The sequence below is a fragment of the Devosia riboflavina genome (assembly GCF_000743575.1).
Classification (GTDB): Bacteria; Pseudomonadota; Alphaproteobacteria; order Rhizobiales; family Devosiaceae; genus Devosia; species Devosia riboflavina.
This window is the reverse complement of record NZ_JQGC01000033.1, coordinates 61,333-82,508: the sequence shown is the minus strand read 5'-3', so window position 1 is coordinate 82,508 and position 21,176 is coordinate 61,333. Positions and strand designations below refer to the sequence as shown.

The window sequence follows — 21,176 nt, the reverse complement described above, 5'->3', positions numbered from 1 at the left end:
CTCCGTGTCATTCCCGCTTAAGCGGGAAAGTCTGTTTTGCTCGCGGGGATTCCGGCTTTCGCGCGCGTGGTGTGGTGGCTAAAATACTGACCTAGCCTCGAGTTGAGTGAGCCATGTCCGACCTGTCCCAAAAGCCCGCCGCCGATCTTACCGAAGACGAAGCCCGGCTTGAGCTCGAACGGCTCGCCGCCGCCATTGCCGCGGCCGACATCGCCTATCACCAGAACGACGCACCCGAGATCACCGACGCGACCTATGACGCCCTGGTCATTCGCAATGCCGAGCTCGAGGAAGCCTTTCCCGAGCTGGTTCGCCCCGACAGTCCCACCGGTAGGGTCGGGGCCGCCCCGGCCGAAGGCTTTGCCAAGGTGCGTCATGCCGTGCCCATGCTCAGCCTCGCCAAGGCCTATACCGATGAAGACGTCGTCGATTTCATCGAGCGCGGCCGCCGTTTCTTCAAGCAGGACGAGGGTCTCGAAATCGCCTTCACCGCCGAGCCCAAGATCGATGGCCTTTCCGCCTCGCTGCTCTATGAAGACGGCGTTTTCGTTCGCGGCGCCACCCGCGGCGACGGAGCCGTGGGCGAGGACATCACGGCCAACCTCAAAACCATTGCCGATATTCCGCACAAGCTGAAGGGCTCAGGCTGGCCCAAAAGCATCGAAATCCGCGGCGAGGTCTATATGACCTATGCCGAATTCCAGGCCCTCAAGGAGCGCTCCGCCGCCGTCGGTGGCCAGAATTACGTCAATCCGCGCAACACCGCCGCCGGTTCCCTGCGCCAGAAAGACCCCAGCGTCACCGCCAGCCGCAATCTCAAATTTTTCGCTTATGCCTGGGGTGCGACCACGGAAGATCCGGCGCCGACCCAATACGAAGCCGTGCAAAAATTCGCCGAATGGGGTTTTGCCGTCAGCCCGCTGATGAGCCGCGCCAAGACGGTCGAAGAGCTGATCGCCCAGTATCACAAGATCGAGGAACTGCGCTCCTCGCTCGGCTACGATATCGATGGTGTCGTCTACAAAGTCGACCAGCTCGAACTGCAGCGGCGCTGGGGTTTTGTCACCGGCGAGCCGCGCTGGGCCGTGGCCCACAAATTCCCGGCCGAACAAGCCATGACCGTCGTTCGCGATATCGAAATCCAGGTCGGCCGCACCGGCACCCTGGCGCCTGTTGCCCGGCTCGATCCCGTCGGCGTCGGCGGTGTCACCGTGGTCAACGTGACCCTCCACAACGAGGATTATATCGCCGGCCGCGATAGCACCGGCCTGCCGATCCGCGAGGGCAAGGATATCCGCATCGGCGACACCGTCGTCATCCAGCGGGCAGGGGATGTCATTCCGCAGATCGTCGATGTCATCCTCGACAAGCGCCCGGCCGACGCAAAACCCTATGAAATGCCGCATACCTGCCCGGTCTGCGGCTCGCCAGCGGTGCGCGAAATCAACGAAAAGACCGGCAAGGAAGATTCCCGCCGCCGCTGCACCGGCGAGCTGATCTGCCCCGCCCAGGCCGTTGAAGGCCTGCGCCACTTCGTTTCCCGCGGCGCCCTCGATATCGAGGGCCTCGGCGCGGAAAACATCGACACCTTCTTCAATGCCGGCCTCATCCGCACCGCCGCCGATATTTTTACGCTGAAAGACCGTCGCCCCGAGGTGCAAAAGGCGCTCGCCGAGCGCCGCGAGGAGCAGGCCAGGGCCCGCGAGGCCGCTTCGGGCAAAACGCGGAAGAACGTTAGGGGTGTCGAAGACCGCAACTACGAAGGCCTCGACAAGCTCTTCGCCGCCATCGACGCGCGCCGCGATCCGGAACTCGACCGCTTCATCTTCGCCCTCGGCATCCGCCATATCGGGGAGACTACGGGGGCCGTCCTTGCCCGCACCTTTGGTTCGATCCAAAAACTCGAAGAAGCCGGCAAGGAAATGGTCGCCGCCGAGGACCCCATGACCGTCTTCCCCTCCACCGATGGCATCGGCAGCACGGTGGTGGAAGCCCTCGTCACCTTCTTCGGCAATCAGCGCAATGTCGATGCGCTCGATGCCCTGCTGCAGCAGGTGACGCCCAAGGACTATGTCGTCACCATTTCGGCCGATAGCCAAATTGCTGGCAAGACAGTGGTTTTCACCGGCACGCTCGAAAAAATGTCACGATCCGAAGCCAAGGCTATGGCCGAACGGCTCGGCGCCAAGGTGGCGGGCTCTGTTTCGGCCAAGACCGATATTCTGGTTGCCGGCCCCGGCGCCGGCTCGAAATTGAAGACGGCGCAGGAGCATGGCGTCGAGGTCATCACCGAAGACGAGTGGTTCGCGCGCGTCGGCAGATAGCTTTTGAGGGGAGGGGATCGCATGAGGATTTTTACAGCCGCAGCAGGCCTTGCGCTGGCGCTGAGTGCCGGCGCCGCACAGGCCGGCGAGGCGGGCGATCAGCTCGCCCAAAGCCTCTACGATGGCACAATCAGCGATCTCGCCGCCCGCTCCACCGCCGCCTGCGATGCCGGCGAAGGCGATGCCTGTTTCGCCCTCGGCCTCGATGGCTTCATCACCGCCTACGAGACTTTCGCCCAGGGCCTTTATCGCCACGGCGCGGTCACGCCCAATTCTCCCGCCATGGCCATGCTGCTCGGCATGGGCCTCGATACCCCCGCGGCACCAGCCAATCCCAACCCGGAGCCGCTCACCTATGAGCAGTTCCGCGATCTCCTCGACACCTTTTCCAAAACGCTTGACACTGCCGCGGGCCACATGAAACAAGCCGGCGAAGGCACGCCCTTCGTCATCCATATCGACCCGCTGCAAGTCCGCATCGATCTCGACGGCAATGGCGAAGCCGGCGTCGGCGAAACACTCGGCGCGCTCCTGGGCGAAGCGGGTGAGTTCGTTGATATCCCCGCGCCCGATGCCCCGCCGCCGGGCAAGACCAAGTCCAAGGGCACTGAGCCGACGGAAAACACCATTATCGGTTTCGATAATGCCGATGCCATCTGGTTCGCCGGCTACGCCAGTATCAGCGCTACGCCGGTCGAAATCATCCTGGCGCATGACTTTTCCGATTTCTTCAACGCCTATTTCCACCGCATCTTTCCCAAGGCGGGCCTGCCCATGCAGGAGTTTTCGCGTGGCGAAGGCACCTTGATGATGGATGCCGACAGCGATGCCTTCATCGCCGATATCGTCGCGGCCATTCACACCGCCGATTTCCCGGTCATCGATCAGCCCAGGCTCGCCGCCGTGCTCGGACGCCTCAGCGCCATCACCGCCCTCAGCCGCCAGAACTGGGAAATGATCCTCGCTGAAACCGACGACGATCGCGAACTGCTGCCATCGCCGACCCAGACGTCCCTCGTGCCCGATCAGACGATCACCGAGGATGTGGTCAAGGCCTGGTTAGCGACCCTCGATCAGCTCGATCTCATCATCAATGGCGAATTGCTGCTGCCGCATTGGCGCTTCAGCAAGGGTTTCAATTTGAAGACCTATTTCGAGACGGCCACCGAAACCGACCTCGTGATGCTCTTCACCGGCCACGATGCCTTGCCCTATCTCAGCGACGGCCCCGTCGCGGACGCTGCCGCCTTTGCCGAGCTCAACCGTGTCATGGGCGACGAATGGCCCATGTTTGCCCTGTGGTTCAATTGATGCTGCGCGCGCTACCGTTCCTCGGCCTCTCCCTCCTGGCGCTGCCGGCTTTCTCCGCACCCATACCCGTCTTCGACGAGCCCAAGGCTCTGCTCGAAGCGATTTACGGGCAGATCGAAAGCTATGAAGAAGCCTATACAAACGGCACGTTCGACCCCGAAGACAGTTTCGACGACGTGGAATCCTTTTCCACCCGTCTCGGCACGCTGCTCCAGGAGGCTGACGAAAAGCTTTTTGCCGCCGGCAGCGAAATGGGCGCCCTCGATTTCTCGCCCTTCATCAATGGCCAGGATTCGGGCGGCCAGACCTATGTCATTCACGATCCCAAGGTGAAGGGCGGCCGCGCCATCGGCGATGTCGATATCCTGCTCTCCGGCGATCCGCTCTATACGATCACTTTCCAATTGGTCGATGAGGGCGCCGCCCGCGGCTGGAAGATCGATGAAATCCTGCTGCCCAATGGCGATTCCGAGGGCAGTTGGCCCCTATCCGAATATCTGGCCAGTCCTCTGGTCCAATAGGAGTTTTTCCGATGCGTCGCCTTACCCTCATTCCTGCCCTGCTGCTGGCCCTCGCCGCTCCGGCCTTCGCCCAACCCTATGCAACGCCCCAGGAACTGCTCGAAGCCTTTTACGAGCCCTATTTCTCCGGCGATTTCCCCGAGTTCGAATCCGACTACCGCACGGCCGCGCTCAATGCGCTCTATGAGGCCGATGCGCAAAACACCCCCGAGGGCGAAATCGGTGCGCTCGATTTCGATCCCTATATTGACGGGCAGGACTATGACCTTGCCGATTTCGTCATCGGCGAGCCGGAAGAGAGCGAGGGCTTTGCCACGGTGGAGGTCACCTTCACCAATTTCGGCGAGCCCAGGCACATCACCTATGATCTGGTCTTCGAAGACGGCGGCTGGCGCATCAATGATTTGGCGGGCGAAAACCCCGACTTCACCTATCGCCTCAGCGAGATTTTTGCGGAGGCAGCCACGCGCTGGGAGTAGAGGAAACACCCACTGAACGTCATCCTCGGGCCTGACCCGAGGACACTTCACTTGGCAATGTCACCGCGAGTAAGAAGCACTCGGTTCAAGCCCGAGGGTGGCGATCTGAGGTAGCGAAATATTCAGGTCTCTGCTTAGCGGGTGACGTCTTCCTCGATCCCACCATCCTGTCCAAGAATTAATCCCGCAGCCGCAATTCGGCCCAGCCTCATCGCGATCGTGTGCCCCAACTTGCAATGAGGGCACGATGAAATCAGCGATTCTCGCTCTGGTCCTGCTGGCCATGCCGCTGGCCCCGGCTTTGGCCGCAGAGACCTATTCCGATCCCAAGGCGCTGGTGCAGGCCATTTATGACGGCTATCGACCCGGCGCGCCGCATGGCGATCCCACCGTGCATTATTCGGCCCGGCTCAAGGGCATTGCCCAGCTCGCCGAAGAAAGCGCCCATGTCACCAAGACCGCGGGCTCCGAACTCGATCCGGTCGCCGACCCGACCTTCAATCCGTTCCTGCCCGATACCAATGCGCTGCTGTTCGATCTCAGGGTCGGCGAACCGGCGCGCCTCGATGACCGTGCCGTGGTGACAGTTACCTATCACAATTTCGACCAGCCGCGGCTCCTGGCCATTTCGCTGGTGGAAGAAGACGGCAGTTGGAAAGTCGACGACGTCGCCTCGATGGGCAGCGACGTGCCATGGCTATTGAGCTGGGCTCTGGCGGCTGATCCCTATGCGATGTGAGGGCTTTGCCACGCGCCGGGTCCCCCACCCTTGATCCCTCCCCACAAGGGGGAGGGAGACGATGGAACCGGGACGCTGGAGGCTTGCGCCTCCCTCCCCCTTGTGGGGAGGGAATGAGGGTGGGGGTAAGAGGGGTAGGGCGGGTACCTAAATCGCCGCCGTAGCCCCCTCAAGCCAGGCCTTCACGTCCCCCGAAACCTTCGGCCCGATCTCGTCCCAAACCCGCTTGTGGAAGGCATTGAGCCAGCCAAGCTCCGCCTCGGTGAGCAGTCCCTTGTCGATCAACCTGACGTCGATCGGCGCCAGCGTCAGCGTTTCGAATTCCAGATAGCCCGCAAAACCCTCGGCCTCTTTCACCACCACCAGGTTCTCGATGCGGATGCCATATTCGCCGGCCTTGTAAAAACCCGGCTCATTGGAAATCACATTGCCCACTTCCAGCGGCAGCGGATAGCGCGGCGCGATGCCGATCGGGCCTTCATGCACGCCGAGATAGGCGCCCACGCCATGGCCGGTGCCGTGATTGTAGGTGACGCCATCGGCCCAGAGGAATTGCCGTGCCAGCACGTCGATCTGCGCGCCGCTGGTGCCCTTCGGAAAACGCGCCATCGAAATGGCGATCATGCCCTTCAGTACGCGCGTATAGCGGTCCTTCTGCTCGGCCGTCGCCTCGCCAGTGGCCAGCGTCCGGGTAATGTCCGTCGTGCCCGAGAGATATTGCGCGCCGCTATCGACCAGCATGATTTCGCCGGCGTTGAGCTTGCGGTCGGTCTTGGTCGAAACGCGATAATGCACGATGGCGCCATTCGGCCCGGCGCCCGAAATCGTATCGAAACTGGCGTCGACACAGCTTTCTTCCTCGCGGCGGAAGGCTTCGAGCGCCGTGACGATGCCGATCTCGGTCAGCTCGCCCTTCGGCGCTTCTTTGTCGAACCAACTCAGAAACTTTGCCAGCGCCACGCCATCGAGCCGATGCGCCTCGCGCATCCCGGCCAGTTCTGCTTCATTCTTCCGCGATTTTGGTAGCAACACCGGATCGCGCTTTTCGATGAGCTTTGCGCCGGCTCCGGTCAGCGTCTCGGCAATGGCGATCGGCGCGCTAGCGGGGTCGACCAGCACGGCCCTAGCGTTCTTGCCCAGCTTTTCCAGCGCCTTGGTCAGCTTCTTCGCCGCTTCGATCTTGGCGACGCCATCGAGCGCCGTTTCCAGTTCCGGCGTCACCTTGGCCGGATCGAGGAAAAGCGTCGGCTTGCCCTTTTGCGGCACGACCGCAAAGCCGAGCACGAAAGGCGTGTTCGGCACGTCGCGGCCGCGAATATTGAACAGCCAGCAAATGGATTCGGGCAGGGTGAAAACCACCGCATCGGCCCCATCCGCGCCGAGCGTCTGCTGCAACTGCTCGATCTTGTCCTCGGCCGTCTGGCCCGCTCGGTTGTGACCGAGAATTTCGATGGCGCCGGCCGGCGGCGCCGGGCGATCGCTCCAGACGCTGTCGACGAGATTGTCATGGGCGACAACCTTGGCATGACCCTTGAGTTTCTCGGTCAGGTCGCGCACCTCGCCCGGCGTATGCAGCCAGGGATCATAGGCAACGACCGTGTCCTTCTTCACATAGGGCTTTGCATCGATCGCCAGGCTTGTCACCTCGTGCACATCCACCAGCGCGGTGTCCGTCTGCGCCGGCGCCTGCAGCGTGTAGCGGCTGTCGATGAAAAGGTGTGCATCCTTGAGGCCAACCAGCGCCAGCCCGGCCGAACCGGTAAAGCCCGTCACATAAGCAAGGCGCGCCTCGCTTGCGGGGACAGATTCGCCGCGATGCGCGTCGGCGCGCGGTACGAGGAAATAGTCTACGCCGGCCGCCTTCATCGCCTTGCGTAGCGCCGCCAGACGCGGGGCCACCTGGCTCGGGTCGGACTTTTCCTCAAAGCTCTGGAATTTTGCGGGAGGGAAGGGGGAGGTGGTCATGAATGTCATCCCGACTGCGTCGCCGTCATGGCTGGCTTGTGGTTCCTGCGCTGGTGAAAGCGCCCGGGGAACCTATCTTATTGTGCGGAACCAGGAGACGAAAAATGAGCAAAGAGAGTAATTTCTTCCAGCGCGCCCTCAACGCTCTGGTCGAAGGCCGCACCCGTCAGGCCGAACGTTATGTCGCGCAGTATGCGCGCGATCACATGCGGTCTGAATCGAAAGTGAACAAGCGTTAACTGCGCCTTGCACGAGTGGCATGGCTGGTCTGTCGCTAAACCTCTAACGCAGGGCTGAGAAAATAGGTAAAACCCAACTCGACGCTAGGCAATAGACCTACGTCGCATGGAGTAAAAGATGACTGAGAGCAAGAACGGTTTCCGCAACGCACTGGGTGGTCTGATTGACGCTCGTGGTCGCGAAGCGTCTCGCCAGGTCAGCTACCGCATGCAGCACCAGCTGATCGGCGCCGTAACCAAGCGCCCCTAAGCGGCAGCTAGTTACCTGTTGACGATCCGACGATCCCCGAAGCCTGCTTCGGGGATTTTGCTTTTGGGGGTAGCAGATCCATAACGAAAGGGGCGCTCGCGCGCCCCTCGATGCTACCAGTCTGCTAACGAAGTCAGCGCTTTTCGAGCACCAGCGTTGTCCAGTCCTTGCGCTTGAGGTGGTCCACCAGCCGGAAGCCGGCCAGTTCATAGGCGGCGATGACGCCATCGGCCTGGGTGTTGAGAATCCCCGACAGAATCGCCGTGCCGCCAGACTGAGCGATCCCGCCCATACCCGGCGCCAGCTCGGTCAGCGGCCCAGCAAGAATGTTCGCGACGATCAGATCATAGGGCGCCCGCGCCGCGATTTCGGGATGGTCCAGTCCCGTCGCCTCGATCGAGTCGATATTCTCGCCAACGCCATTTTCCTGAGCATTTTCAATGGTCGTCGTCACCGCGATGGGGTCGATATCCGTCGCCAGAATCTTGCCGCCCAGGCGCTTCGCCACCGCAATCGCTAACACACCCGTTCCGGTGCCGATATCGATGACTGTCTTCGGCGTCGTCTTGGCCAGCAACATTTCGATGGCTTCGAGGCAACCCGTCGTTGTCTCGTGATGCCCGGTGCCAAAGGCCTGAGCCGCATCGATTTTCATCGGCGTCAGACCCTCGGGGATCGGCCCGGTCTCGTGGCTGCCATAAACATAAAAGCCGCCCGCGATCACCGGCGCCAGACCTTCGAGCGACTTGGCGACCCAGTTGATCTCCATGTCGATTTCCTCGACGGAGAAATCCACAGCACCGCCAAGCACTTGGCTCGCGAGTTCATTGAAGGCATCAATATTGGGAGGGCTGTCGCAGGTGGCTTCAAACACCCATTCGCCCGTCTCCTCGATCTCATGCGCCGAGGCAGTCAGGGCCAGATCGTCGCGCTCCATGACGGCATCGACCAGGGCATAGGCCTGTTCCTTGGTGAGGGTCGCGGAAAGCTGGTCGACGGACATGGCAGGTAATCCCGGGTTATTTGCCGCCCTAGTTGCGGCAGGTGGCGCGGCGAGTCAATGCCGTGCCATATCACTTTGATTTATCAGGGAAATGACTTCAGGCGCGCTGGCGCGTCTGGGGCGAAAAGCCCTCGGTGACGATGCAGTTGCGACCCGCGCCCTTGGCCATATAGAGCCGCTGATCGGCGAGCGAGAAGATGTCGTCCCAGTCCTGCGCCGAGCCGGCGGGCCGCATGGCGACGCCGAAGCTCGCCGTGACCTTCAGATCCAGCTTGCTCTGAACCGCCGTCTCGCACAGCAAAATGCGCAGGCGTTCCAAAAGGTTATAGGCGGTAATGTCGTCGGCCCGGCGCAGGATGAGGACAAATTCCTCGCCACCAATGCGCGCCAATGTGTCACCGGTCCGCAGCGCGCCGTCCATCAGCCGCGCCACCCCCGAAAGCACTTCGTCGCCCACGGCATGGCCATGGGTATCGTTGACCACCTTGAAATGGTCGATGTCGAACAGCACGACCGCGAGGGATTCCCCGATCCGGTCGGCGCGGCGGAACATGGCGCCGACGCGGCTCAGGAGCGCGCGGCGGTTGAGCAGGCCCGTCAGCGTATCGGTCTCGGCCAACCGGCGCAGACGACGATTGAGACGGCGCTGCTCCTCTTCGAGAACGCGCTTTTCCGTCAGGTTCTGACGCAAAACATCGAGGCCGCTGAAGATGTTACCGACTTCACGCGCCATGCCCTGCGGCAGCTCCGGCCGGCTGTGATCTCCGCCGGCCAGCGCCAGCACCTCGTCATGAAGACGCATCAACGGCGAAAACAGCGTCCGCCGGAAGACAACGGCAACGATCACCAGCACCGCCAGGATACCCCCGGTCAGCAGTGCCGCACTCACCAGTGCCTTCAATGAATTTTCGGCATTGCGATGCATGGCCGCGACCGAATGGGTGACGACGGCCGTCCGCAACAGTTCCGAACTGCGCATGCCGGGAACATAGTCCGCCGTCAGCGCCGCGGGGGAGAGCGAGTTGTAGGCGGTATGGTTCTCCGCCGCGTCGAGCGCCAGGAGGAGCGCGCCATCAAAGAAATCGTGCTGCACCGCCTTGACCAAGTCGGCGATCTCGGGATCTGGCAGCAGCTTGTCCGCCTGGCTCACGCTGGTGGACCAGACGCTGCGGATAATGCCGTCGGTCGCCTGCATCCGCTGCAGATACATCGGATCCCGCTCCGGTGGCGCCACGAGGGCCATGACGACGAAGGAACCGAGCCGGCCTTCCTGATCGCGCAGGGTGCTGGCGCTGTTGGCGAGCATCAGTTCACCGGCAAGGCTCGGCGTCTCGACCATGATGTGGCCGCTGACGAGATCGCGTAGCGTTGTTGCGGCGTCGGCCGCGGTAAACATGGCCAGGATGCCCCGGGCAATTTCGCGCGGGTCGCGCTCGGCAAAGCTCGTATTGGCGGCAAAGTCCACCTTCTGGCGGCCATTGGCGAGGTCGGCATGCAGGCGCGCTCGCGCCGCGCCGCATTCGTCGTCAACGAGCGTTCCCTCGAACACCGCTTCCATGCGGCCCACGGCGGCATCGGTCTCTGCGCGCTTGGCGGCCAGTTCGGCGCGGCGGGCGGCGGCGTCTTCGTCGGTCGCGCCCATGGCCGAGTTGGCCGGTCCGCGTTCCGAGGAAATGGCGTTCACCGCTTCGAGCAAGGCGCTGAAGCGTTCGAGTTCGTAGGCGCCATGGCTATGGCGCTGATAGTCATTCAGATTGGTGAGAACCGCGGTGCCGCCCAGCAGCAGGCAGCCAATGGCCGCCGCCGCGATCCCCATCCATTGCAGGTGCTGTATTCTGAACACGACGGACCCCACGCACTGTGCTCATCAAAGCACGAGTGGTTCTGACAAGGCGTGAACGCAGGTGGTTAATTGAGTTTGGCTATCAGATAAGTACGGCGGTGCCGGAGACAGACACCATGAGCATCGAGCCGCCCTGGCCGACCACCTCATAATCGATATCGACGCCGACGACGGCATTGGCGCCGAGGCGCTTGGCTTCGTTTTCGAGTTCGGCAAAGGCCTCGCGGCGCGCATCGCGCAGGGTGGATTCATAGGCCCCGGCACGGCCGCCGACGATGTCGCGGATGCCGGCGAAGAGGTCCTTGAAAATATTGGCGCCAACGATGACTTCGCCGGTCGCGATGCCGAGATATTCCCGGATCTGGTGTCCCTCGAGCGTCGGTGTCGTCGAAATGATCATCGGTATTGCCTCCATGCCCGAACGCGCCGGGACTAACCTTTCTGGATGAAGCTTTCGAGAACTTTCTTGGTGCCGGCCTTCTCGAAATCGATCGTCAGCTTGTTGCCCTCGACACTCATCACTTCGCCATAGCCGAATTTGAGATGGAAGACGCGCTCGCCGGGCTTATAGCCGCTCGATTGGCCGCCGAGGTCGACCGACCGCGCCACCAATTCACCCTCGATGGTGAGGGGACCGCCACCCTTGCGATTGGCCTGGTTGGCGCGTGCGCGCTGCCAGCCCGGCGTTTCATAGACGCTTTCAAACGGATCGGCCTTGTTGAAGCGCGACGTGGCCCCACCACCGTAGCCATAGCCGCCATAGGCCGAGCCCCGATCGGTCACGACCACCGCATCCGGCGGCAGTTCGTCGACAAAGCGCGATGGCATGGCCGATTGCCACAATCCATGAATGCGCCGGTTCTGCGCCGCCGAAATGCGAACGCGCTTGCGGCCTCTCGTGATCCCCACATAGGCCAGCCGGCGTTCTTCCTCGAGTCCGGCGCGGCCGCTTTCGTCCATCGAGCGCTGGCTTGGAAACGTGCCTTCTTCCCAGCCCGTCAGGAAGACCGTGTTGAATTCCAGCCCCTTGGCCGAATGCAGCGTCATGATGGTCACGGCATCGCTGGCTTCGGCGTTGTCGCGGTCCATGACCAGGGAAATATGCTCGAGGAAACCGCCAAGCGTCTCGAACTCTTCCATCGAGCGGCTGAGTTCCTTGAGGTTTTCCTTGCGGCCCTGAGACTCGGCGGATTTGTCGGCCGCCAGCATGTCCATATAGCCGCTCTCTTCGAGAATCTGTTCGACGAGCTGATAGGGCGGCAGGTTTTCCGCGCGATAGGCCCAGTTGTCGAACTGGTCGACGAGCCCGCGCAGGGTCGTACGCTGCTTGGGTTTCAGCTCTTCCGTCTCGATCAGCATGCGCGTCGCCGAAAGCAGCGGCACGCTCTGGTGACGTGCCGTTTCCATCAGCGTCTTCACCGTGGAATCGCCAAGGCCGCGCTTAGGAACATTGATGATGCGTTCGAAGGCCAGATCGTCGGCCGGCTGCGCCACGAGCCGCAGATAGGCGAGGGCGTCGCGGATTTCCTTACGCTCATAAAAACGCGGGCCGCCGACGACGCGATAATTCAGCCCCAGCGTGATGAAGCGCTCTTCAAGCTCACGCATCTGGTACGATGCGCGCACCAATATCGCCATCGAGTTCAGCGGCTCGTTGAGGCGCTGATACTGCTCGATCTCCTCACCGACCGTCCGCGCCTCTTCCTCGGAGTCATAGACTTGCGTGAAGGAGATCGGCTCGCCTGCCTCTGCAACGTCCGTGTGCAGCGTCTTGCCGAGCCGGCTTTCGTTGTGCGCAATCAGCGTCGAGGCGGCCTTGAGGATATTGGCCGTCGATCGATAATTGCGTTCGAGCTTTATGACTTTTGCGCCGGGAAAATCGGTTTCGAAGCGCAGGATATTGTCCACCTCGGCGCCGCGCCAGCCATAGATCGACTGGTCGTCGTCGCCCACCACGCAGATATTGGCTTCCGAGGCCGGCTTTCCCTGGGCGAGCAGACGGAGCCAAAGGTATTGGGCCGTGTTGCTGTCCTGATATTCGTCGACCAGCATGTATTTGAATTTGCGGTGATATTCGGCGAGCACTTCCGGGTTTTCTCGGAATAGCCGGATACATTCAAGCAGCAGGTCGCCGAAGTCGACGGCGTTCAACGTTTTGAGGCGGGCCTGGTAGTCGGCGTAAAGGTTCGGCGCCTTGCCATTGGCGAAGTAGCCATTCTCGGCAGCGGGCACGTCCTTGGGCAGCCAGCCCCGGTTCTTCCAGGCGTCGAGCATATTGGCGAACTGCCGCGCCGGCCAGCGCTTCTCGTCGATGTTTTCGACTTCGAGGAGCTGCTTGATCAGCCTGATCTGGTCGTCCGTATCCAGAATGGTGAATTGCGGCTTGAGGTCGACCAGTTCGGCATGAGTGCGCAAGATGCGCGCCGATACGGAGTGGAACGTGCCCATCCATGGCAGGCCCTCGAAGTTCGGCACGAATTCGTGGACGCGCTTCTTCATCTCGTTGGCGGCTTTGTTGGTAAAAGTCACCGCCAGGATCTGGCTGCCCCAAGCCATGCGCTGGTTGAGAATATGGGCAATGCGCGTCGTCAGCACCCGTGTCTTGCCGGTGCCCGCCCCGGCGAGCACCAGAAGCGGGCCTTCCGTCGTCGACACGGCGTCGCGCTGCTCGGGATTGAGGCCGCGCAGATAGTCCGGTACTTGCCGGTTCAACTGGCTCGTGATCGGGCCGCCTTGGGGACGGGGCAGGGGGTGGATTTCACCGGGCATCGAGGGCCTTTCCGTCGCGCCGGGCCGGGGCAGCACGCTCTGCGCGGGATTGACGAATCTTATTTTGTTCTCATGCGCAATATAGGGATGCGGGGGCGCGGTGTATAGAAGCCCGCTTCGTCATCCAAACGTCACAAGCCCGTCATGGCAATGTTTTGTCCCACTCTTAAGCGGAACCTGCATTTTTCAGGGGGACTCCGCAAATGCATACTTCCAAGGCTCTTGGCGCGCTCACAGTTGCGTTGCTGCTTTCCACGGCCGGCGTGCAGGCCGCCGAATATTTTAATCGTATCGCCAGCTTTGCCGTGGCGCTCAACAATCCAGACGTTGAGCCCGGTTCGACCGAAAACTCGTCGGAAATCATCACCGGGACCGAAGACGGCAACACGCTGATCTATTCGAACGCGCTGCTGGGTGGCATTGGCTTTGTCGACATCACCGATGCTGCCGCTCCCAAGGCGGGCGGTTTCGTCCCTCTCGACGGCTCGCCGACCTCGGTTGCCGTGATTGGCAGCAAGGCCCTGGTCACCGTCGATACAACCGAAGACTTCACTGCCCCGACCGGCTATCTCGCCATCGTCGACCTCGCCACCAAGGCGGTTGATCTCACCTGCGATCTTGGCGGCCAGCCGGATGCCGTTGCCAAAAACCATGATAGCAAGATCATCGCTATCTCGATGGAAAATCAGCGCGACGAAGACGTCAATGACGGCGCCATCCCGCAGCTTCCGGGCGGCAACATCACCTTCTTCGACGTCGCCGAAGGCGGCTCGGTCGATTGCGCCACCATGCGCGTCACTGACCTGACCGGCGTTGCCGACATTGCCGGCGAAGATGCCGAGCCCGAATATACCGACTTCAACGGCGCCAACGAACTCGCCGTGACGCTGCAGGAAAACAACCACATCGTCATCCTCAACGGCGTGACCGGCGAAATCATCAACGATTTCTCCGCCGGCTCGGTGACGCTGGAAAATATCGATGCGACCGAAGATGGGCGCCTGTCCTTCTCGGAAACCCAGACTGACCGCCTGCGCGAACCCGATGCCATCCAGTGGCTGGATGACGACCGCGTCGTCATTGCCAATGAAGGCGACTGGAACGGCGGCTCGCGCGGCTTCACCATCTTCAACAAGGACGGCACTCTGCTCTACGAAAGCGGTCCGTCGCTGGAATATGAAGCAGCCCGCCTCGGTCACTATCCGGAAGGCCGTTCGGACGCCAAGGGCATCGAGCCCGAAGGCATGGAAGTCGGCACTTTTGGCGACACCAAGTTCATCTTCGTCAACCAAGAACGCTCCTCGCTGGTCGGCATCTACAAGGATACCGGTGCTGCTCCCGAATACTGGCAGTCCGTTCCCTCGGGCCTCGGCCCGGAAGGGGCCCTCGCCATTCCCTCGCGTAACCTCTACGTGACTGCCAACGAGACCGACCTTAGCGTCGATGGCCTCGCCGGCGCCCATGTCATGATCTTTGAACTGCAGGACGTCGAACAGCCGAACTATCCGCAGATCATCTCCGACCTCGACGAAAACAACCTGCCGATCGGCTGGGCCGCTCTTTCGGGCGCGGTCGGCGATGCCGAAAAGCCGGGCATTCTCTATGCCGTGAGCGACAGCGCCTTTACCGAAGCCGCGATCTACGAGATCGATGCGACCGCCAAGCCGGCCCGCATCGATAAGAAGACGGTGGTTACGCGCGGTGGCGAACCGGCCCAGAAGCTTGACCTCGAAGGCATCACCCTCGATGGCGAAGGCGGCTTCTGGCTGGCTTCGGAAGGCGACACGGCCGTGCTCACCCCGCACGCCCTGTTCCACGTCAATGCCGACGGCGAGATCGAAGACGAAATCGCGTTCCCCTCGTCTCTGCTGGCCGGTGAAACTCGTTCGGGCTCGGAAGGTATTGCTGCCATCGGGACCGGTGACGACCTGACGCTCTGGATCGCCATCCAGCGCGAATGGAAGGATGACGAAAAGGGCTTTGTGAAGCTCGTTTCCTACAAGCCTGCCAGCGAAGAATGGGCTGCCGTGCGCTACCCGCTCGAAGCTGCGCCGGAAGGCGGCTGGGTTGGCCTCAGCGAAATCACCATCCATGGTGACTATGCCTATATCGTCGAACGCGACAACCAGATCGCCGAAAAGGCCGGCCTCAAGGCCATCTACCGTGTCCCGGTCGCCGAACTCGCCGGTGCCGAACTCGGCGGCGAACTGCCTGTCGTCACCAAGGAACTGGTCCGTGACCTGATCCCGGACCTCGCTTCGAACAATGGCTATGTCGTCGACAAGGTCGAAAGCTTCGCCATCGACTCGACCGGCAAGGGCTTCGTCATCACCGACAATGACGGTGTCGATGACTCCTCGGGTGAGACCTTCTTCTGGTCCATCGACCTCGAATAAGCTGCCCTTGAGCGGATAATGAGCGGCCGGACGAAAGTCCGGCCGTTATCATTTGAACGGATTGGATTCTCATGTCGGAATCTTGCGCAGGATTCGTGCCCGGCGCACTTGCACGGGGACGGCAAGTCCCTACACTCGCGCCAGGAATCTGACATTCAGTTCGAGAAGCCGTGCTCAACCGGATCTACATCATCGTCGGTATTATCGCGATCCTGGCTCTGGCGGGCGCCTTCATTGCGCCGCGCTTCATCCAGTGGGGCGACTATCGCGATCGCATGGAGATGCTGGCCGAGGGTGTGTTCGGCACCGAAGTCACCATTCGCGGCGATATCGATTTTGCCCTGCTGCCGGCCCCGCGGCTGGCTTTCTCCGATGTGGTGATCGGCCCCGTCGACAAGCCCGCCGCCACGGTCGGCGCCGTCGAGGCGCAGTTCGCGCTGATGGATTTTCTGCGCGATCAATACAATCTCTCGGCGCTGATCCTCAAATCGCCCGCAATCGCCTTTGAACTCGACGAAAACGGCCTTCTCACCAGCGGCGTCGATCTCTCTGGCGCCGGCGAGGGTGTAGCGCTCGATCAGGCGCGCATCGAGAGCGGGCGCCTGACGCTGACCGATCGCCGGTCCGGGTCGATCTACGAGTTCACGACCATCAATGGCGACCTGCGCCTCGGCAGCTTTGCCGGACCATTCCAGTTCCAGGGCAATGCTACCCGGGACGGCACGGCCTATAGTCTGCGCCTCAATAGCGGCGTCGTCGATGACGCAGGTTCCGCCCGCGTTTCCGCTTTTATCGCCGAAGTGGCGGGCGGTGGCTCGCTGACCCTCGATGGCGCCCTCGTGACCGGGCAGGCGCCGAAATTCGACGGCACCATGATCCTCAAGCAGGCGCCGCCGCCGGCCGAGCGCGCCGAGCAGATCCGCGGCAATCTGGTGCTGGAAAGCAAGGTCACTGCCTCGACCGACCGCGTCGTCCTCAATGGCTATACGCTGCTGCCCGACGAGAACCGGGCCGGCATGCGCCTCACCGGCGCGGCCAGCATTCAGCTCGGCGCCCGCACGTCTTTCGAAGCGGTCGTGTCCGGTGGCGTCTTCACCCTGCCGCCGCGCGATGCGGAGGAAGATGCGAGCCTGATGCCCTATGAGCTGGTGCGCCTTCTCGGCGAATTGCCGCCGCCGCCGCTACCGCCCATTCCGGGCGAAATCGGCATCGACCTCGCCGAAATCGGCCTGCGCGGTGCGGCTCTGCGCAATGTGCGCATCGATGCCAGCACCAATGGCGATATCTGGACCATTTCCAGCGCCGAGGCCGAACTGCCCGGCAATAGCCAGGTCAGCCTCACTGGCGCCCTGCGCAACGATAGCGGCGTCGCCGGTTTCAATGGCGACATCACTATCACAACCACACGCCTTGACGCCCTGAGCCAGCTCTGGCGTAAGGCAAGCGAAAACAGCCCGCTTTTCAATGTCCCGGCCGAACTCTCCGGCCAGATCATTCTGGCTGGCGATGCCCTGGGCTTTTCTCATGGCCGGCTGGTGCTCAACAATAAGGTCCATGCGCTCGAACTGCGCCTGGGTTTCGGGGACGAACCGCGCCTCGACCTCGTCGGTCGCTTCGACGACCTCGCTCCCGGGGACAGCGCCATTCTGGCCGCCATGTTCCCCGATCCGAACAGCGACCGCACTTTTGGCACCAGTTTTCCCGAAGGCAGCTTTTCCTTCAACAGCCAGACGATCCGCATTCTCGGGCTCGAGGCACAGGACCTCATAGCCGAGGGCAGTTGGTCCGGCTCCGGGCTCCGCTTCTCCAGGCTCGTCAGCAGCGATTGGGGCGGCATGGGCATCAATGCCTCGGGCGATCTCGCAGGCACGCTAGCGCAACCCTTTATCACCGGCTCTGGCCATGTCGATGTCGGCGCCGCCAATGCCCCGGCGCTCGACGCGATCTATGGCTTTCTCGGCGTGCCGATCAATTGGCGCCCGGTGCTCGATCGGTCCGTGCCTGCCTCGCTCGATTTCGCACTGCTCGGTGGCGACAATCCTGGTTCGCAGCGTTTTACTCTCAACGGCACGGCGGGCGTCGCGCATCTCGACCTCGCCATCGATATGGCAGGCGGGCTCAGTGGCGTCTCGGAAGGCCATGTCCAAGTGATCGGCTCGCTCGAAGCCAGCAATGGCGGCGATCTCATTCGCCAGCTTGATGCGTCCGATATGTCGCTGTTCTCAGGCAATGAATCTGCCTTCCTCAGCCTTTTTGCCGAGGGCGACGCGGCTGCCGGTTTTGATGCACGCCTTTCCATCGGCCAGGGCAACGAACTCCTGGCCTTCGGCGGCGAGCTTTCTGTGCTTGAGAGCGGCGAACTGGCCGGCACCGGCACGCTCGATGTGGCGCTCGATGATGGCTCCGGCCTTGCGGCGCTGGCTGGCGGCACCGGCATAGGCCTGGGTTCGCTTCAAGCCAGTGCCGGCGTCGAATTCTATGGTCTCCAGTCCATCGCCGTGACCGGCATTGCCGGCACCTCGGCCGGCACGGCCTTTTCGGGCGATGTGGCCGTGGAGCAGGTGGCGCTGCGCCCCAGTGTCCAGGGCGCGCTGCATTTCGACCGCCTGCCTGGCACGGGCCTTGCCGCAGCATTGCTTTCGCCCGTCGCCCTTGTCCCCGGTGACGGCCTGTGGCCGGAAGGCCCACTCGCTGCCAGCAACAGGACCCGCACCACGCGCGGCGCCATTGCGATAACGGCCGGCGAGATCACGCTGGGCGCCTCCACGCTCACGGATGCGGCCTTCGACCTTACATGGGATCAGCAGACCCTGGCCATTGCCAACCTCAAGGGCTCGATCGGCGGGGGCAGTATCAATGCCACCCTCAGCAATTGCTGCGCCGGACCGTTGACCGATCGGACGATTACCGGCCGCGTGTCGCTCGATAATGTTCAGATGGCCGCTCTCCTGACTTCCGAAGCTGCCTCCGGCCTTTCGGCCCGCCTCACCGGCAGCGGCAGTTTTGAAGGCACCGGCGCCTCGCTCGCCGAAGTCGTTTCGAGCCTCGCTGGCGAAGGCAATTTCTCGCTGGCCGATCTGTCGCTCGACCGCCTCAATCCGGGCGTTTATCCGGCCCTTGCCGGGCTGCAGGACGTGCTCAATATCGACGCCGAAGCCCTCGATATTCTCATCGATCAATCGCTGGGGCAGGGCCCTTTCACAGCCGAAACTGCAAACGGCGCCTTCGCCATCGCCGGCGGCACGCTGCGTCTTGCCAATCTGATCGTCGAAGGCAGCGGCGCGCGCCTCGCTGGCGGTGTCGATTTCGCGCTCCCCTCGCTGGGCCTCAACGGCAGCTTCGTGCTGACCCCCTTCAGCTATGTCGATCCCTCGGGCCTCATCGAAAACGACGCCGCGCGCATCATCGCCCGGCTGAGCGGCACCTTCTTCGCGCCGGTTGTCGATCTCGATACCACCGAACTGATCGCCGCCATCCAGGTTCGCGCCAATGAGCTTGAGGTCGACCGGCTAGAAGCCCTGCGGATCGAAGACGAAGAGCGCCAGCGTGCCGCCGCCGCCGAGCGCAACCGCTTGATCGAAGAACAGCGCCGGAAGGCCGCCGAAGAAGCCGCCGCGCGCCAGGCGATCGAGGACGCCGCCCGCGAGGCGCTCGAAGAGCAGCAGGGCACAGGCACGCCCCCGCCGGCCGAAGCCCCTGAAGAGCCTCAACCGACTATCCCTGCGCAGCCGCTCAATCTGGGCTTTCAGCCCGGCGTGAGCACTGTGCCCACTGGCCCGGTCAATCTGCTTTTTCGATAGGCTCGACGGCGCGCGCCCGATACCAGGCGAGGATCGATAGCCGGATGGCAGAGGAAAGGTTCGCCGCTTCGCGCGTCTCGTCGATCTCCCGCACAAGGCCGGCAAGGCTTAGCCCACGCACCGAAGCGATCTCTTCGAGCGCCAGCCAGAATTCGGGTTCAAGAGCGATGGAAGTGCGGTGGCCGGCGATCGAGAAAGACCGCTTCTGCATCACGCGGCTCGAAAATCAGGGCTTTTTGCGGAAGGCGTCGAGGCTGACGACCTTTTCGCCGCTCTGCTCGCCTTCAGCAGCCTCGCCCTTTTCGGTGCGTTCTGCCTTGGCATCGGCCGCGTCTTCTTCCGAGCCATCCTCGCGCGGCGCGGTGGCCGGGTCGAACTGCAGGCCAAACTGCACGGAGGGATCGAAGAAGCCCTTGATGGCGGCAAAGGGGATCACCAGCGTTTCGGGCACGCCGTCAAAGCTGAGGCCGACTTCAAAACCGGTCTCGTTGACCTTGAGATCCCAATACTGGTTCTGCAGCACGATGGTCATTTCCTTGTCGTACTGCGTCAGCAATTTCTCGCTGAGGCGCACGCCGGGCGCGCGGGTAGCAAAGGAAATGAAGAAGTGGTGCTCGCCGGGAAGACCAGTGCGGGACACTTCGGCCAAAACCTTGCGCACGACGCCGCGCAGGGCTTCCTGGGCGAGAATGTCGTAGCGCAGATGATCTTCGGCCATTTTAGTTCCTTGGTCGTCGCTTTTTCAGGCAGAATCCCGAACGGCCCATATCAGCCTTACGTTCCCGAACTTTTCAAGGACTAAGGCACAAGTGTCGGGCGGAATAGAGGAAAAGTGCAGGCTTCTGTTGCCAGGTGCCTGCGAACCCCGCCTGTCGCCCGGCTAGGAGCGGAGGACTTTAATTCCCAGTGCTAGCACCGCTTAAGCGGCGAGAGCGACCGGAGCCTTATGGTTGTCATTAGCAACTATAAGTTGTGGACCGATAACGGTGGTACCTCACCGAGCAAAAGCACACTCTTTACGCCCTCGTCGATCCTATTTCGTCCCCATTGGCTCCCCCTCTAGGGGAGATGGTGGAGACGCCGGGTACCGCCCCCGGGTCCGATGGGTTTATTACAATGACAGTTTATCGCCATAGCCCCGAAGGGCACGCTCTATATAGGTGAGGGTAGCCCCAGATGCAAATGCGGCGGAGGACAAATTCCGCCGCCGCCATTTTGGCGCATTGGTCCTGCCCAGGCGATTATGACGGCACCACTTCCGTCTCGTCATTGGTCCGATCGGGAACGGCGCCCGATCCGCCGCCCTGGCCGATGACCACATAGCCGATAATGGCCACGATGGCGACGATCACAATGATGACGAGGGGCCGGCCGACCCCGCGATTTCCGTCTTTCGCGTCGGGATTGTTCTGCATTGGAACCTCCATGAGGCTTCCAATGGACCACCGCCGCAGCAGTTCCAAAGATCGCCAATTTTGGGGGCAGGGCCGGGCACACCTTACGGATTAACCCCGAATATACCCTGCAAGTGTCATCT

At 62.2% G+C, this 21,176-nt stretch carries 17 protein-coding genes and 1 other RNA gene; 9 read left to right on the top strand and 9 right to left on the bottom strand.

What is annotated here, in order from left to right; all coding sequences use genetic code 11:
• Window positions 1–113: 113 nt before the first annotated feature.
• From ligA to JP75_RS22855, 5 genes are all read left to right on the top strand, one after another.
• Entirely contained in the window at window positions 114–2,324 is a 2,211-nt protein-coding gene (ligA, locus tag JP75_RS22875) for an NAD-dependent DNA ligase LigA (RefSeq protein ID WP_201772971.1), read from the top strand.
• Window positions 2,325–2,345: 21 nt separating this feature from the next.
• The gene (locus JP75_RS22870; protein WP_035087229.1) at window positions 2,346–3,635 is read left to right on the top strand and encodes a hypothetical protein; all 1,290 of its coding nucleotides are present in this window, start codon (window positions 2,346–2,348) and stop codon (window positions 3,633–3,635) included.
• Window positions 3,635–4,156 (top strand): hypothetical protein, encoded by a 522-nt coding sequence (locus JP75_RS22865; protein ID WP_035087227.1) that lies wholly within the window; start codon window positions 3,635–3,637, stop codon window positions 4,154–4,156. Before JP75_RS22870 ends, JP75_RS22865 begins: the two co-directional genes overlap by 1 nt.
• A gap of 11 nt (window positions 4,157–4,167) precedes the next feature.
• On the top strand, window positions 4,168–4,635 hold the full coding sequence (locus JP75_RS22860; protein ID WP_035087225.1) for a DUF3828 domain-containing protein: 468 nt from the start codon (window positions 4,168–4,170) through the stop codon (window positions 4,633–4,635).
• Between the two features lie 247 nt (window positions 4,636–4,882).
• Window positions 4,883–5,374 (top strand): hypothetical protein, encoded by a 492-nt coding sequence (locus JP75_RS22855; protein WP_035087223.1) that lies wholly within the window; start codon window positions 4,883–4,885, stop codon window positions 5,372–5,374.
• A 147-nt stretch (window positions 5,375–5,521) separates the two neighbouring features.
• Here JP75_RS22855 and JP75_RS22850 read toward each other — a convergent pair whose 3' ends face one another.
• Window positions 5,522–7,339 carry an aminopeptidase P family protein gene (locus JP75_RS22850; protein WP_035087378.1) on the bottom strand — a complete coding sequence of 606 codons (1,818 nt, stop codon included), beginning with the start codon at window positions 7,337–7,339 and terminating at the stop codon, window positions 5,522–5,524.
• A 104-nt stretch (window positions 7,340–7,443) separates the two neighbouring features.
• Here JP75_RS22850 and JP75_RS27270 point away from each other — a divergent pair, with 104 nt between their 5' ends.
• Window positions 7,444–7,578 carry a hypothetical protein gene (locus tag JP75_RS27270; protein WP_280114012.1) on the top strand — a complete coding sequence of 45 codons (135 nt, stop codon included), beginning with the start codon at window positions 7,444–7,446 and terminating at the stop codon, window positions 7,576–7,578.
• A 118-nt stretch (window positions 7,579–7,696) separates the two neighbouring features.
• Window positions 7,697–7,828 (top strand): hypothetical protein, encoded by a 132-nt coding sequence (locus JP75_RS27265; protein WP_280114011.1) that lies wholly within the window; start codon window positions 7,697–7,699, stop codon window positions 7,826–7,828.
• A gap of 133 nt (window positions 7,829–7,961) precedes the next feature.
• On the opposite strand, the gene JP75_RS22845 is transcribed toward JP75_RS27265, so the two are convergent.
• From JP75_RS22845 to JP75_RS22830, 4 genes are all read right to left on the bottom strand, one after another.
• Window positions 7,962–8,831, bottom strand: coding sequence for a 50S ribosomal protein L11 methyltransferase (locus JP75_RS22845; RefSeq protein WP_035087221.1), 870 nt, complete (start codon window positions 8,829–8,831; stop codon window positions 7,962–7,964).
• Window positions 8,832–8,928: 97 nt separating this feature from the next.
• Window positions 8,929–10,674 carry a GGDEF domain-containing protein gene (locus tag JP75_RS22840; RefSeq protein ID WP_152565958.1) on the bottom strand — a complete coding sequence of 582 codons (1,746 nt, stop codon included), beginning with the start codon at window positions 10,672–10,674 and terminating at the stop codon, window positions 8,929–8,931.
• An 82-nt stretch (window positions 10,675–10,756) separates the two neighbouring features.
• A complete protein-coding gene (locus JP75_RS22835) occupies window positions 10,757–11,074 on the bottom strand; it encodes a heavy metal-binding domain-containing protein (RefSeq protein WP_035087217.1) in 318 nt (105 codons plus the stop codon).
• A 32-nt stretch (window positions 11,075–11,106) separates the two neighbouring features.
• Window positions 11,107–13,443: an ATP-dependent helicase gene (locus JP75_RS22830; protein WP_035087215.1), complete on the bottom strand. Its 2,337-nt coding sequence runs from the start codon at window positions 13,441–13,443 to the stop codon at window positions 11,107–11,109.
• A gap of 203 nt (window positions 13,444–13,646) precedes the next feature.
• Between JP75_RS22830 and JP75_RS22825 the strand changes: the two genes are divergently transcribed.
• Both JP75_RS22825 and JP75_RS22820 read left to right on the top strand, forming a co-directional pair.
• Window positions 13,647–15,839: an esterase-like activity of phytase family protein gene (locus tag JP75_RS22825; RefSeq protein WP_035087213.1), complete on the top strand. Its 2,193-nt coding sequence runs from the start codon at window positions 13,647–13,649 to the stop codon at window positions 15,837–15,839.
• Between the two features lie 170 nt (window positions 15,840–16,009).
• Window positions 16,010–19,639 (top strand): AsmA family protein, encoded by a 3,630-nt coding sequence (locus tag JP75_RS22820; protein ID WP_035087211.1) that lies wholly within the window; start codon window positions 16,010–16,012, stop codon window positions 19,637–19,639.
• Here JP75_RS22820 and JP75_RS22815 read toward each other — a convergent pair.
• The 4 genes from JP75_RS22815 to JP75_RS26680 all read right to left on the bottom strand — a co-directional run bounded on the left by JP75_RS22815 (window position 19,620) and on the right by JP75_RS26680 (window position 21,054).
• Window positions 19,620–19,850 carry a ribbon-helix-helix domain-containing protein gene (locus JP75_RS22815; protein WP_035087210.1) on the bottom strand — a complete coding sequence of 77 codons (231 nt, stop codon included), beginning with the start codon at window positions 19,848–19,850 and terminating at the stop codon, window positions 19,620–19,622. The genes JP75_RS22820 and JP75_RS22815 overlap by 20 nt on opposite strands.
• A gap of 15 nt (window positions 19,851–19,865) precedes the next feature.
• Window positions 19,866–20,357, bottom strand: a complete 492-nt coding sequence (locus tag JP75_RS22810; RefSeq protein ID WP_035087209.1) for an SspB family protein — start codon at window positions 20,355–20,357, stop codon at window positions 19,866–19,868.
• A 113-nt stretch (window positions 20,358–20,470) separates the two neighbouring features.
• Window positions 20,471–20,825: a transfer-messenger RNA gene (gene ssrA, locus JP75_RS26065) on the bottom strand.
• Window positions 20,826–20,880: 55 nt separating this feature from the next.
• Window positions 20,881–21,054 (bottom strand): hypothetical protein, encoded by a 174-nt coding sequence (locus tag JP75_RS26680; RefSeq protein ID WP_160194765.1) that lies wholly within the window; start codon window positions 21,052–21,054, stop codon window positions 20,881–20,883.
• Window positions 21,055–21,176: the final 122 nt, after the last annotated feature.